This window comes from Nonomuraea roseola (assembly GCF_039535395.1).
Taxonomy (GTDB): Bacteria; Actinomycetota; Actinomycetes; order Streptosporangiales; family Streptosporangiaceae; genus Nonomuraea; species Nonomuraea roseola.
The window spans coordinates 448,859-461,434 of the sequence record NZ_BAAAXC010000012.1 but is presented as its reverse complement, the minus strand read 5'-3'; the positions used below and the strand labels follow the sequence as shown (position 1 = coordinate 461,434).

Sequence of the window (12,576 nt, the reverse complement as noted above, 5' to 3'; positions counted from 1 at the left end):
TCACAAACTGCGGATGGCGACAGCGCTCGCGGCCGCCGGACTGGCGAGCCGTATCAAACGGGGCGAAGGTGGCCTCCTGCAGCAGGGAACCAAGTTGATCGGTTCCTCGCCGGAGCTGCAGGAACTGACCAAGAGCCTGCGCGGCGAGTTGATGGAGGCGGGGAAGGCGGCCGCTGTGGCCGCGACCAGCAGGCAGATCCAGTCTCTGAGCTCGCGACTCCTCGATCGCACTGAGTCCCTGCGCCAGCCGGGCGCCACCGACTCCGCGTCGGGGGACGAAGAGACCTACGAAGACGGCGTGTTCGAGGACGAGGCCTACGAGGAGGAGCCTCCCAAGGCACCACCGAAGAAGGCGCCGCCGAAGAAGGAGCCGCCCAAGAAGGAGCCGCCCAAAGCAGCGGCGAGAACCCGGCGTGAGCGTCCTGCGCGACCCGTCGCGAAGACGACGAGGGGATCGCGATGAACATGCCCAAGGCCCCGGCCACTGACGAGGTCACCAAGGAACTGCCGACGGACAAGCTCACCCAGGAACTGCAGGGTCTTCTCCAGGCCGTCGCCGAACGCGCGCTGCTCTCGGCGACGAACAAGGTCGAGGCGATGACAGGGCGGCTGACCGACGTCGCGGCAGGCGGCGGCACAGGTCTGCTGAGCGCCATCACGGGGGCGGATCAGTCGGACGAGCAGTCCGGCGGCTCAGGGCTCGGGAAGGTGGCGGAGACCGTCAAGGGCGTGGCCGGCCTTGCCGGCAGCGTGGTCGGCGGCCTTCTCGGCAAAAAGGGCGGAGGCGGGAAGAAGGGCGCCAAGCTGCGCGTCACCAACATCGTCGAAGTGATCGATGTCGGTGCTCCCGTGCGGGCCGTCTACAACCAGTGGACCCAGTTCAGGGACTTCCCCTCCTTCATGAAGAAGGTGGAGAACGTCGACCAGGAAGCCGACGAGAAGCTCACGTGGAAGGCGCAGATCGTCTGGTCCCATCGCAGCTGGGAGTCCAAGATCCTGGAACAGGTGCCGGACCAACGCATTGTCTGGCGCTCCAAGGGAGACAAGGGGCACGTCGACGGCGCGGTGACCTTCCATGCCCTCACCCCCGACCTCACCCGCGTGGTGCTCGTGCTGGAGTACCACCCGCAGGGCCTGTTCGAGCGGGTCGGCAACCTCGGGCGTCTGCAGGGAAGGCGAGCCCGTCTCGAGCTCAAGCACTTCGCGCGTCATGTCATGACGCAGACATTGCTGAACCTCGACGAGGCGACCTCCGACGGCTGGCGCGGAGAGATACACGAAGGCAAGGTCACCAAGGATCACGAGACGGCCCTCGCGGAAGAGCAGGAGGAGGAGGAGGAGGAGACCGAACAGCCTTCCGAGGAGGAGGACCAGCTGACCGAGGAGGAGGAGCCCCAGGACGTGGAGGAGGGCGAAGAGGAGGAGCCTGAGGAGGAAGAAGAAGAAGAGGAGGAAGGGCCCCAGGACGTAGAGGAAGAAGAGGAAGAGGAAGAGGAAGAGGAGGAGCCGGAGGAGGAAGAAGAGGAGGAGGAAGAAGAAGAGCCCCAAGCCGTAGAGGAAGAGGAAGAAGAGGAAGAAGAAGAAGAGGAGCCACAGCCCGTGGTCGCCAGGGAGCGGCCGAAGAGGCCGGGCGCGGCACGCCCAGTACGGCGGCGGCGCACGCAGGACGCCGAAGACACCGAGGAGCCGCCTGCCCGCCCCACCCGGAGGAGGGCGAGCGCTACGCGCAAGTGACGAGCCGAGAGTCAACACCAAGGAGAGGCAAGGCATGACGGTACAGCCCGCGGGAGGCGGAGCGGCTGAACGTCGCACCGGGTCCGGTCTGGCAGATGTCATCGACTCGATCCTCGACAAGGGGCTCGTCATCGACGCCTACGTCGGGATCTCACTGGTCGGCATCGAGCTCCTGAGCATCGACGCGCGGATCACCGTGGCCAGCGTGGACACCTATCTGCGCTTCGCCGAGGCGGTGAACCGGTTGGATCTCACGGACAAGAGCAAGCCAGGGCTGCCGGAGCTCGTGCAGAGCGTGAAGGGCGACCAGACGCCCCAGGAGCCTCAGAAGTCCCAGAAGCCCAAGACCGTCATCCAGGGGTCGCTGGAGAGCGCCGGCGAGAGACTCGGCGACCTCACCGACGAACGCGACGACGGGCGCCGAAAGAAGCTCCGCCGAACGGAGCGACCGGAGGAGGGCTGACATGGTCCGATCAACTGAGACCTCCGCCACCTCGGAGAGCGTGCCGGAGGAACAGACCACCGGGTGCTATGTCTACGGCGTCGTGCCGGCCGAGATCGAGGTCGACACGGAGACTCGTGGTGTGGGGGATCCGCCCACCCAGGTGCGGTCGCTGCAGCACGGCAGGATCGCCGCTCTGGTAAGCGACATCAGTCTCGATCGCCCGCTCGGCACGCCCCACGATCTGCTCGCGCACGAGGAGCTGCTTGACGCGGCCGCGGCGGAGGTGCCCGTGCTGCCCCTCCGGTTCGGGGCGGTGATCACGGACGACGACGCGGTGGTCGAGGAGTTTCTTCGCCCGAACCACGACGAGTTCGTCGCCGCGCTCGAGGAGCTGGAAGGGCGCGCCCAGTACGTGGTCAAGGGACGGTACATCGAGGACGCGGTGTTCATGGAGATTCTCGAGGAGAACCCCGAGGCCGCCCGGCTGCGTGACGAGATCCGTGATCTGCCCGAGGACGCCACCAGGAACGAGCGCATCCAGCTCGGCGAGATGATCAACGAGGCGATCACGGCCAAGAGAGAAGCGGACACCGCCGAGCTGATCGAACAGGTCGATGAGCTCAGCGTGCTGTCGGTCGTACGCCAGCCTTCGCACGAGCAGGACGCCGTCCATGTGGCCCTGCTCATCGAGACGAGCCGGCAGGCCGAGCTGGAGCAGGTGATGGAGGAACTCGGTCGACGATGGGCCGACCGGATCAAACTGCGCCTGCTCGGACCGCTCGCGGCGTACGACTTCGTCATGACGAGACAGGGTGATGAGGGATGGGACTGATCACATCCCTCCTGGGCCTGCCGCTCGCTCCCCTCAAGGGCCTGATCCGGCTGGCGGAGTTGATACAGGACGAGGCCGAGCGCCAGTTGCGGGATCCGGCCGTGGTGAGGCGGGAGCTGGAGGAGATCGAGACGGCGAGAGCCACAGGCGCGATGTCCGAGGAGGAGGCGGAGGAGGCCATGAATCTGATTCTTCAGCGGATGACCGGCCAACCCGCCGGCCCTATGGATGACACGGAAAGGAGGTGACCTCGTGCCCGCCAAGCGCAGGGTCGTACGTCCGGAGGAGCAGGGCGACAGACCTCGCGAGCGTCGCCCCCGCGCTCTCACCGCCGCCACTGCCGGCGAGGTGGGACTGCGTCACGTCATCGACCTGACCGCCAGGGAGGCGGAGGGCGTCACGCTCGTGGAACCCACCGAAGACGGATGGGTGGTGGTCGTCGAGGTGGTCGAGGACCGTCGCATCCCCTCCTCCGGGGACGTCCTGGCGCTGTACGAGGCCGACCTCGACATGGAGGGCAACCTGATGTCCTACCGCAGGAAGGGCCGTTACAGGCGCAGCAGCAGCGACAATCCCTACGAGAGGTCGTGAGATGACCGACGCCTCACGCCCTCTGCCTGCCGTACGCCAATCATCGTCGCCCGCGACGGCAGGCCGTGAGCCCGCCAACCTCGGCGACATCCTGGAGAGGGTTCTCGACAGAGGAGTGGTGATCGCGGGCGACATCCGGGTGAACCTCCTCGACATCGAACTGCTGACGATCAAGCTGCGGCTGGTGATCGCCTCGGTCGACACCGCCAGGGAGATGGGCATCGACTGGTGGGAGCACGATCCGTGGCTCACGGGCGACAACCGTGGCCTGCTGGAGGAGAACCGCAGGCTTCGCGCCCGGCTGTCGGCGATGGAGGAGCGCCAATCTCTGGACGCGGAACGATCGGACGAGCAATGAATGACACGGGGACCTACCTGTACGCGGTCACGCGTGGCGTCGGCCGCAATCGAGCCGAGGGCCTCGCGGGTGTCGGCGGCACGCCCGTGCGGGCGATCACCCATGCCGGTCTGGTCGCCTATGTGAGCACCGTCCCGCTGGATCAGTTCGGCTCCCAACCGCTGCAGAGGTCGATGGAGGATCTCGACTGGCTCGGTGACACGGCCAGGGCCCACCATGCCGTCGTGGAAGCGGTCGCCGAGGCGAGCCCTACCGCGCCGGTCCGGCTCGTCACCGTCTACACCGATGACGATCAGGTCAGGAACCTCCTGAGCCGGAGACATGACGACTTCGTCGAGGTGCTCTCCCGCATCACCGATCGCCAGGAATGGGGGGTCAAGGTCTACATGGACCTCGCCGGCGCGCCGCCGGTCGAGGAGCGCGCCGAAGAGGGCGGCCCAGGAGCGGCATACCTCAAGCGACGCCAGGCGAGCCTGCGCGGACGCGAGGACGCATGGCGTCAGGCCGCCTCACGTGCGGAGCAGATCCATGACGTCCTCTCGTCCTTCGCGACCGCGAGCCACCGTCACCGAGCGCAGGACCCCGAGCTGTCAGGCAGGAAGGAGCTCATGATCCTCAACGGCGCCTACCTCGTCGATCTCTCCCGCGCCGAAGAGTTCGCCCGCCTGGCAGAGGGTCTGCGGGGAGAGGGCGTCGACATCGAGCTCACCGGCCCCTGGGCGCCCTATTCCTTCGCGGAACTGGCAGAGCCCGCCGAACCGGGGGTGCCCGATGACGATTGAGGAACCGCGCGGCGCCGCACTGGCCAGGGAGGGCCGTCTTCCCTCGGAACGGGTGGCCCTCGTCGACCTCCTGGATCGGCTGCTGGCGGGCGGGGTCGTCGTGAGCGGCGATCTCGTGCTGTCGATCGCGGACATCGACCTGGTACGGATCTCCGTACGGGCGTTGATCACGTCCGTGCGGGACGGCGACACGATCGGCGACGGCACCAGGAGGTGAGACGCCATGGACGCCCTCGAACCACCGAGAAGCGCGCGGCCGAGCAGGCTGCGCATCGAGACCGACACCGAGGCCATGGAGCGTGATCTCTCCCGGCTGGTGCTCACCCTCGTCGAGCTCGTCCGCCAGCTGGTGGAGCGCCAGTGCGTGCGGCGGATGGAGCAGGGAGACCTGACGGACGAGCAGATCGAGACGCTCGGCCTGACGCTGATGCGGCTGGAAGAGGCCATGACCGAGCTGTGTGAGCGGTTCGACCTGTCTCCAGCCGACCTGAACCTCGACCTCGGACCGCTCGGGACCCTGCTGCCGAGGGACTGAAGCCCCTGTCCCTCGCCGGACGCGGGCCACCGACAGCACGCAGGGCGGTTGCGCCGCCCGGCCCACTCCCCTGCGCCCGAGGCCCGCTCGAGACGCGGCGAGCATCTCTTGACGCTAAGTTTCACAACGGTGGTGATTCCCGTGCGGTGATCTGACGGTAGAACCCCGAAGCGGCCCACGGCCGCTCTTCCCCCGGCTCGACCGCCTGTTATCGAGGGAGATCATCCATGCGTCGCATTCCCGACGTCCGGCGCGCCGCCGCCATCGCGGCCGCCGCCACCGTGCTCGGCCTGGCCGCCGCCCCGCTCACCGCCACCAGCGCCCTCGCCGCGCCGGCGAGCGCTCCGGCCGCCACCGTGGCCGCGCCGCTCTGTCCGCCGTCTGGCTGCAGCGAGAAGCCGAAAGAGGAGCTCCACAAGCAGATCCGCTTCCTGGTCCGCGCCCTGATCCTCAACACGTTCAACACCTGACCAGTCGCGTGTCGTCCTGGCCGTCCGGCCAGGACGACACGCGGTGGGCGCACGTGCGGTCGACGGGCCGCGACGGCATGCCGTACCCGAGGGCGCCGGTCACGCGCCAACGCCGCGTTCGGCCTCGCGCTGGTGTTCGGCCAGCTGCCCGCGCAGGTCCGCCGCCTCTTCGCCGCGGCCGACCTCGTCCAGCAGCTCGGCCCACAGATGGTAGGTCCCCCACAACCCGAGAGCCTGCAGCCGGTTGTCCGGCATGGCCTCCAGGATGTGTTCGTAGATGGACACCGCCTCTTCAACGGCCTCCAACGCGGCGTCCGGCGTCGCCCCGCTGGTGGCCCTGGTCGTCACGAAATTGAGCAGAGCGCTGGCGAGGTTGGCCAGGTGCACCCCCGGCGTGGTCTCCTCCAGCTCCCGATAGATGTCGAAGGCCTCCTGGAAGGCGGCGTGTGCCCGGTCCAGATCCACGCCGCCTGACGCGCGTACGGTGGCGAAGCCCGTCAGGCCGAGCGCCAGGCTCGGCCGGTGCGCGACGGGGTCGTCACCGGCCAGCCGACGGAAGATCATGACGGCCTCCTCCGTCGGCGCCAGCCCCTCGAGGTGGCGCTCCGCCTTCGAGAGCTTGAAGCCGAATGCCATGAGATAGCCGGCGAGGTCCTTGATGTGTGCCGCCGGATTGCTCGCGGCCAGGTCGCGCTGGAGTCGCAGAGCCCGTTGTTCGGTCTCGATGCCGACGCGCAGGAGCTCCGGTTCCCGGCAGAGCATCCCCTTGGTCATCTGGCCGCTGCTGAGATTGTGCAGGGCACGAGCGAGCCCTTCGGCATGCGCGACCGGGTTGGCGGCCGCGAGGCGGGTGTAGATCCCCACGGACTCCTCCGCGACAGGAAGCGCTTCGAGGAAGTCTCCCAGCTCGGCGTACCGGGTGCTCAGGTTGTTGAGGGCTTGGGCCAGACCGGGCAGGTACGCGTCAGGATTGGCCTTGGCCAGCCTCCGCTCGAGCTCGACCGCCCGGATCATCGGCGTCACCGCGTCCGCGGGGCGGCCGAGCTTGGACAGGGTGATGCCCATGTTGTTCAGTACGTCCGCCAGCTCCGGCAGGTGCGCGGCGGGGTCCACGTCGGCCAGGGCGGTGAGGATCTGCGCGGCCTGTTCCTCGGCGAACAACGCCTCGCTCTCCCGTCCCAGGTTCGACAGGATCGCCCCCACCATCGCCAGCGACTCGGCGAACTCCGACAGGTGGGCGGGGTGCTCGCGGGCCAGCTGGGCGTCGATGGACACCGATTCCTGCGCGTGCCGGAGGGCTTGGTAGGGGTCGCCCAGCAGTTCGCAGAGCCTGGCGGCGTTGTGCAGAGTCGTGGCGAGCGCAGGCAGGTGCACGGCGCCCATGGCGATCATGTACGACGGCTCGGCCAGCTCGCGGTGGATCTCCATGGCCTCGAGGGTGGTGGCCAGCGCCTCTTCGTGCAGGCCGAGCGCCGACTGGAGGATTCCCAGAACGTTCAGCGAGGCGGCGACATCCGACTGATGGCCGTAGGAGCCGTCGGCTGCCAGCTGCCGACGGATGGTCAGGGCGGCCCTGGTCGGTTCGAGCGCGTCCTCGGAACGTCCGGCGTACGACAGCCGCTTGCCGAGCTCTGCCAGGAGATCCGCACGCTCCTCCAGGTCGTCGGTGGTGGCCAGCCGGCCGGTGATCACACGCTGAGCCACCGCCGCGGCGCCGACGTCGAGGTCCACATGCTGATCGTCCGGCAGGAGGTCGGCGAGGGATTCGAGCAGGTCGGAGTCGACGTCGACGGCGGTGGCCAGGGCGACCAGGGCGGCGCTGCCGGCGTCGTAGGCCAGTTGCGGGTCGTCGCGAAGCAGCGGGAAGAGGCAGCGGGGGCCGACATGCGCCCAGCGACCCGCCGCCGAGGCGAGGAACGTGACAGCCCGCGGCGTCCACGCCTGAGTGTGATCGACGGCAGGTCGCCGCAGGACCGCGGCCGCGGTCGGCGCGGCCCAGGGCTGCGCCGGATAGTCGACGGGATGTCCCGTGATGGTGAGCGCCAGGAAGTCCTCGGCGAGCCGATCGGGGTAGAGGGGCTCGAGCACCGAGGTCGCCGCGGGGTGCAACGGCGGATAGCAGACGGCGTGGTCGGCGAGCGTCCGGTCCTCGTCCAGATCGACGGGAGCCCCGCCGAGCAGCGATCGGCCGGCATCGTGGGCGACCGCGCCGGTGAGGGAGGCGATGAACACGGCGTAGTTCATCGCCGCGGGCGTCGTGGTGAACGTCCGGCCCGCGGGGTCGATCCGGTGTGTCTCCTCGCTGTGCAGCCGCGCCCAGTGCAGGTGCTCCCGGTCCAGCAGGTACGCGGCCAGCGCCGCCATGTCAGCGGGTGGCGGACGCCGCACCCCTGTCGCGTACGCGTCGACGGCCACCAGGGCCGCCATGTGCACCCCAAGGGTCAGCCCCAGGTCCTGGCCGTCCAACCCGGACGGCGCGGCGATGGCCTCGGGATCGGCGAGGTCGTAGTGCCGCGCGAAGCTGTCGCGAGCGGCCAGGAACATGTCCTGACGCTCGGCGGTGACGGCGTCCAGCGCGGACAGGGCCTGCGCCGAGGTGCTGGCCAGGCGGTCGGCGAGCGTGGCGCGAACCCCAGGCCAGGCGTCCAGCGTCCGCGCCACCAGCAGGATCCTGGTGGGCACCCCGACCTGGTACAGCAGCGCGTTGCTGAAGAGCCAGGTCAGGTGGGTCAGCGGCCACTGGTCGGCGTAGTCCACGATGACGAGCAGCCCTGCGGCGCCGGTCAGGCGCAGGTCCTCCCGCCGGTCGGCCGGCAGCACGGTGCCGGGGCCGTGGACGGCCGAGATCACCTTCCACCCCTGCGCCAGCGACTCCTCCGCGACCTGGGCGGCCAGACGCGACTTTCCCTGCCCGCCGGGTCCGTGCAGCCACCGCACCCCCAGGCGGGGGGTGCTGTCGCGCCAGCCACGCAGCTGCGCCATCTCGGCCTCGCGGCCCGTGAACTCCACGACGGCGTGGCGCGCGTTGAGCATCCGGCTGGGCTGGTCGCGCAACGTGCCGGAGTCGACGGGTACGGGACCGCGCCAGTTCTCCAGCAGGTACAACGGACTTCCGTCACCGAAGACGTGCAGATCCGCGCCGATGACGCCGTAGGCGACACCAGCGTTCACGCTGACGTTCTGCACGACGCCGTCGCCGTAGGGCGTGGTCATGCCTGATCCGGCCTGTCCTCTGAGCCCAGCCGGTGGGTGATGATGTTGCCGAACATCACGCCCTGGGCAACCGACCCCTGCCCTGAGGCGGTGATGTGCTGCACCCACGTCTGCTGCGCGGGCGGGAGCTGCCTGCGCAGATCCTCGATCATCCGCCGCAGCTGCGCCTCTGCCTGGGGCTGCTCCTCGATCAGGTCCGCCAGGCGGATCTGCCACGAGGCGGCGATGCGCTCACGCACCTCGTCCCGGTGGGCCGGATCGGCGACCTTCACCTCCGCCGCCGCGCGGTCGAGCCGGGTCTCGGCGATCTCACGCCGGCCTTCGTCACCCTGACCGAACAAACGCCCGGCTGCCGACCTGGCGCTCTGCCACGCGTCGGTGGCCATGGCGCCGACGACGGTCGCGGCGCCGGCCATTGCCAGCTCTGCCACGGCTTCTATCACTCTCGGCTCCTTTGTTCGTACGGCATGTCTCCGGATCTGACGTCACCCAGCAGGCAGTGGTTCGCCGACCGCCTCACCGTATGAACGGCGTGCGGCCCAGGCATGAGTAACCCCTACTCATCCGGACGGCAGGCGCCCGGGCAAAGGTAGGGGCCCGCACCTTGACGGCGACGCATTGTGCCTGGTCAGGTGGAGAGAGGGGATAGCTGGACAAAGGGGGCCGGCGATGGCGAACAAGGTAGTCGTGCGCAAGCCGGGCGAAGGTGACGCCTTCTGGGTACTCGGCGGCCTCTACGAGGTCAAAGCGGCAAGCGGCGAAACGAACGGCAGCGTCACGGTCATGCACATGACCCTCCCTCCGGGATCGGGCCCGCCACTGCACACGCACGCGGGCGGCGAGATCGCCTACGTCCTGGAGGGGACGGTGCGCCTGCAGATCGGCGAAGAGTCGGTGGAGGCAGGACCTGACTCCTTCGTCTACATTCCCGAAGGCACGTTGGAGACCTTCGAGCCCACCAGCACGGCCCGCGTGCTGTTCGTCTACCTGCCCGGCGGGCTCGACGAGTTCTTCGCCGAGGTGGGCGAGCGGGCGCCGTCGCGGGAACTGCCGCCTCCGTCCGACTCGCCGCCCGATGTGGACAGGCTCGTCGCGGCGGCCGGCAAGTACGGCGTGCAGATGAGGCCACCCGCCTGAACGAGTGGCAGGTCGTGCCGTCGGCCCCGTCGACGGTGATCCACCGATGGCTGCGGCTGCGCCGGGGGCCCGTCGTCATGGTAGGCACCGCAGGCGATCCAGGTTGACGAAGATCACCTGCGCCCATACCCTTTTACTATTCTAATAGTGAAAGGGTATGGCGGTGATCAAGCTTCGCCTCGATCCGGGCTCTGGGGTGGCGACCTACCTCCAGCTCGTGCATCAGGTCAAACAGGCGCTGCGGCTGGGTGTGCTCATGCCGGGCGATCAGCTTCCGACGATCAAAGAGGTCGTCGCCGACCTCGCGATCAACCCGAACACGGTGGCCAAGGCCTACCGCGAGCTGGAGCGTGAGGGCCTGGTCGCCGGTCGGCCCGGGCTCGGCACGTTCGTACAGCGGTCCCTGGGCGGCGGGTTCACTGCCGACCACACCGCGCACCGCCGCGATCTCGCTCGATGGGTGCGCGGCTGTCGTGAGGCGGGCCTCGACCACGAGGACATGCAGGCGCTGTTCACCTCCGTGCTCACCGATTCCCTCCGGGAGGACATCGCATGACAGGTGAGTTCGCCGCGCCCCCGCCGGGTACGACGGCCCTGGAGGCCACGGGGCTCGCCAAGCGGTACCGGGGCGCCTGGGCGTTGCGCGACTGCTCGCTGTCCATCCCCGCGGGCCGGGTGGTCGCGCTGGTCGGACCGAACGGCGCGGGCAAGTCCACGCTGCTGCGCCTGGCCGTCGGCCTGATCGAAGCCACTCACGGGAGCGTGCGCGTCTTCGGCGAACCGGTCGGGCAGCGGGCGTCGGCCCTCGCGCGGGTGGCGTTCCTCGCTCAGGACAAGCCGCTCTACGACGGCTTCACCGTCGCCGAGATGCTCCGCTTCGGACGGCAGCTCAACCCTCGGTGGGACGACGCCCTGGCCCGGCAGCGGCTGGCGGAGCTCGACATTCCGTCGCGCCGCAGGGTCGGCAGGCTCTCGGGAGGCCAGCAGGCGCAGGTGGCGCTGACCGTCGCCCTGGCCAAGCGACCTGACCTGCTGGTCATGGACGAGCCCCTGGCCAACCTCGATCCGTTGGCCAGGCACGACATCATGCGCTCCTTGATGACGGCGGTCGCCGAGACCCGGATGAGCGTCGTGCTCTCCTCCCACGTGGTGTCCGACCTGAACGACACCTGCGACTGGCTGGTGGTGCTCAATCGCGGTCAGGTGCAGGTCAGCGGCGAGATCGACGAGTTGCTCGCCACCCACCACCTGCTGTCGGGCCCCGTCGGGCTCGCCGACGGGATGGCGGCCCGGATGCCGGTGATCAGCGACAGCCGTACCGAGCGGCACGCGGCCCTGCTGGCCCGCACCGGCGCGGGAGCGACGCTGCTCGACCCGCGATGGGAGGCCCGCCCCGTGGGTCTGGAGGAACTGGTGCTGGCCTACCTGCGCCGCCCGGACGCCGCCGTGCTGCCCCGCCCGACCCTGACCCGTTCCTGATCGCTGAGGAGACATCGACGTGTTGTGGCTTACGTGGCGGCAGCATCGCATGCAGGTGCTGGTCACCGTGGCGCTGCTGGCCGTACTCGGCGCGCTCCTGCTGGTGAACGGTCTGGGCGCGGCCGGTTTCGACGCCAGGAACCCTCCGCCGGCCGACTGCGTGTCGGGCTCTCGCGCCTGCGCTGGTTACACCGCGGGGATGATGGAGTGGATGCGGGCGGTGGGTGATCTCGTCGGGTGGCTTCCGCTGCTGGCTCCGGCGATGATCGGCGCCTTCTGGGGCGCTCCCCTGCTGGCCAGGGAGTTCGAGCACGGTACGGATCAGCTGACCTGGACCCAGTCGGTGACGCGGCGGCGTTGGCTGATCGCCAAGGTGGGTGGGCTCGGCGCCGCGGTCACGCTGGGCGGGATGGCGCTGAGCGGCATCGTCGACGCGTGGCTGGCCGTTTTCGACAGCTCCACCTTTCCCGTCAACTTCTTCAACACGAACTGGTTCCGCCTGGTCGGCATCGGCCCCGCGGCGTGGTGGCTGTCGGCGTTCGTGCTCGGCGTGGCCGCGGGCGCGTTGATCAGGCGGACGCTGCCGGCGATGGCGGTGACCCTGGCGGTGTGCGCGCTGGCGTTCTTCGGGCTCCTCTCGGCCCCGCGCTTCTACGCGACGCCTGAGCGGTTCGTGCAGACCACCGCCGCCGGCAGTGATCTCGTGCCGGACACGGCCCTGATGGTGGACAGCTACTGGACCGACGGGAACGGCATGAAGCGCACCTCCGCCGATCGGCAGCTCGCGCTCGCCGTCCCCTGTGGCATAGACGAGACGACCAAGGCGTACGCCGCGTGCTCCTTCGACCACGGCTATCGGCAGGTCCTTCTGTTCCATCCCGAGAGCAGGTTCTGGCGCTTCCAATGGACCGAGGCGGGAATCCTGCTCCTGCCCGCCTTCGCGCTCGGCGGCGTCGCCGTCCGGCGCACCCTTCGGCCCCGCATCTGAGGGCGCCCGGCA

General features: G+C 69.2%; 17 protein-coding genes. 15 read left to right on the top strand and 2 right to left on the bottom strand.

Features of this window, described 5'->3' with window-relative positions:
- The first annotated feature begins 13 nt into the window (after positions 1 to 13).
- The 11 genes from ABFX55_RS14260 to ABFX55_RS14210 all read left to right on the top strand — a co-directional run bounded on the left by ABFX55_RS14260 (position 14) and on the right by ABFX55_RS14210 (position 5,747).
- Complete coding sequence (locus ABFX55_RS14260) at positions 14 to 463, top strand: hypothetical protein (RefSeq protein ID WP_346121175.1); 450 nt, start codon at positions 14 to 16, stop codon at positions 461 to 463.
- Positions 460 to 1,734, top strand: a complete 1,275-nt coding sequence (locus tag ABFX55_RS14255) for an SRPBCC family protein (RefSeq protein WP_346121173.1) — start codon at positions 460 to 462, stop codon at positions 1,732 to 1,734. Before ABFX55_RS14260 ends, ABFX55_RS14255 begins: the two co-directional genes overlap by 4 nt.
- 34 nt (positions 1,735 to 1,768) lie before the next feature.
- Positions 1,769 to 2,197 carry a gas vesicle protein GvpJ gene (gene gvpJ, locus ABFX55_RS49810; protein WP_428834763.1) on the top strand — a complete coding sequence of 143 codons (429 nt, stop codon included), beginning with the start codon at positions 1,769 to 1,771 and terminating at the stop codon, positions 2,195 to 2,197.
- 1 nt (position 2,198) lies between these two features.
- The gene (locus tag ABFX55_RS14245) at positions 2,199 to 3,011 is read left to right on the top strand and encodes a GvpL/GvpF family gas vesicle protein (RefSeq protein ID WP_346121171.1); all 813 of its coding nucleotides are present in this window, start codon (positions 2,199 to 2,201) and stop codon (positions 3,009 to 3,011) included.
- Positions 3,002 to 3,259, top strand: a complete 258-nt coding sequence (locus ABFX55_RS14240; protein WP_346121169.1) for a gas vesicle protein GvpG — start codon at positions 3,002 to 3,004, stop codon at positions 3,257 to 3,259. Before ABFX55_RS14245 ends, ABFX55_RS14240 begins: the two co-directional genes overlap by 10 nt.
- A 4-nt stretch (positions 3,260 to 3,263) precedes the next feature.
- Positions 3,264 to 3,602, top strand: coding sequence for a gas vesicle protein GvpO (gene gvpO, locus ABFX55_RS14235; protein WP_183659398.1), 339 nt, complete (start codon positions 3,264 to 3,266; stop codon positions 3,600 to 3,602).
- Position 3,603: 1 nt separating this feature from the next.
- Positions 3,604 to 3,960, top strand: coding sequence for a gas vesicle protein GvpJ (gene gvpJ / locus ABFX55_RS14230; RefSeq protein WP_346121167.1), 357 nt, complete (start codon positions 3,604 to 3,606; stop codon positions 3,958 to 3,960).
- On the top strand, positions 3,957 to 4,742 hold the full coding sequence (locus ABFX55_RS14225; RefSeq protein WP_346121165.1) for a GvpL/GvpF family gas vesicle protein: 786 nt from the start codon (positions 3,957 to 3,959) through the stop codon (positions 4,740 to 4,742). The genes gvpJ (ABFX55_RS14230) and ABFX55_RS14225 overlap by 4 nt, the downstream gene beginning before the upstream one ends.
- Positions 4,732 to 4,959: a gas vesicle protein gene (locus ABFX55_RS14220; RefSeq protein ID WP_346121163.1), complete on the top strand. Its 228-nt coding sequence runs from the start codon at positions 4,732 to 4,734 to the stop codon at positions 4,957 to 4,959. The genes ABFX55_RS14225 and ABFX55_RS14220 overlap by 11 nt, the downstream gene beginning before the upstream one ends.
- 6 nt (positions 4,960 to 4,965) lie before the next feature.
- Positions 4,966 to 5,277 carry a gas vesicle protein K gene (locus ABFX55_RS14215; protein WP_346121161.1) on the top strand — a complete coding sequence of 104 codons (312 nt, stop codon included), beginning with the start codon at positions 4,966 to 4,968 and terminating at the stop codon, positions 5,275 to 5,277.
- A gap of 227 nt (positions 5,278 to 5,504) precedes the next feature.
- Positions 5,505 to 5,747, top strand: coding sequence for a hypothetical protein (locus ABFX55_RS14210; RefSeq protein WP_346121159.1), 243 nt, complete (start codon positions 5,505 to 5,507; stop codon positions 5,745 to 5,747).
- Between the two features lie 99 nt (positions 5,748 to 5,846).
- Here the strand turns inward: ABFX55_RS14210 and ABFX55_RS14205 are convergent, their stop codons facing one another.
- The gene (locus tag ABFX55_RS14205; RefSeq protein WP_346121158.1) at positions 5,847 to 8,960 is read right to left on the bottom strand and encodes a tetratricopeptide repeat protein; all 3,114 of its coding nucleotides are present in this window, start codon (positions 8,958 to 8,960) and stop codon (positions 5,847 to 5,849) included.
- Positions 8,957 to 9,391 carry a hypothetical protein gene (locus tag ABFX55_RS14200; protein WP_346121156.1) on the bottom strand — a complete coding sequence of 145 codons (435 nt, stop codon included), beginning with the start codon at positions 9,389 to 9,391 and terminating at the stop codon, positions 8,957 to 8,959. Before ABFX55_RS14200 ends, ABFX55_RS14205 begins: the two co-directional genes overlap by 4 nt.
- A gap of 238 nt (positions 9,392 to 9,629) precedes the next feature.
- Here ABFX55_RS14200 and ABFX55_RS14195 point away from each other — a divergent pair, with 238 nt between their 5' ends.
- The 4 genes from ABFX55_RS14195 to ABFX55_RS14180 all read left to right on the top strand — a co-directional run bounded on the left by ABFX55_RS14195 (position 9,630) and on the right by ABFX55_RS14180 (position 12,564).
- A complete protein-coding gene (locus ABFX55_RS14195; RefSeq protein WP_346121154.1) occupies positions 9,630 to 10,097 on the top strand; it encodes a cupin domain-containing protein in 468 nt (155 codons plus the stop codon).
- 157 nt (positions 10,098 to 10,254) lie between these two features.
- Positions 10,255 to 10,653 (top strand): GntR family transcriptional regulator, encoded by a 399-nt coding sequence (locus tag ABFX55_RS14190; RefSeq protein WP_346121152.1) that lies wholly within the window; start codon positions 10,255 to 10,257, stop codon positions 10,651 to 10,653.
- On the top strand, positions 10,650 to 11,576 hold the full coding sequence (locus tag ABFX55_RS14185) for an ABC transporter ATP-binding protein (RefSeq protein ID WP_346121150.1): 927 nt from the start codon (positions 10,650 to 10,652) through the stop codon (positions 11,574 to 11,576). The genes ABFX55_RS14190 and ABFX55_RS14185 overlap by 4 nt, the downstream gene beginning before the upstream one ends.
- Before the next feature lie 19 nt (positions 11,577 to 11,595).
- Positions 11,596 to 12,564, top strand: a complete 969-nt coding sequence (locus ABFX55_RS14180) for an ABC transporter permease (RefSeq protein WP_346121148.1) — start codon at positions 11,596 to 11,598, stop codon at positions 12,562 to 12,564.
- Positions 12,565 to 12,576: the final 12 nt, after the last annotated feature.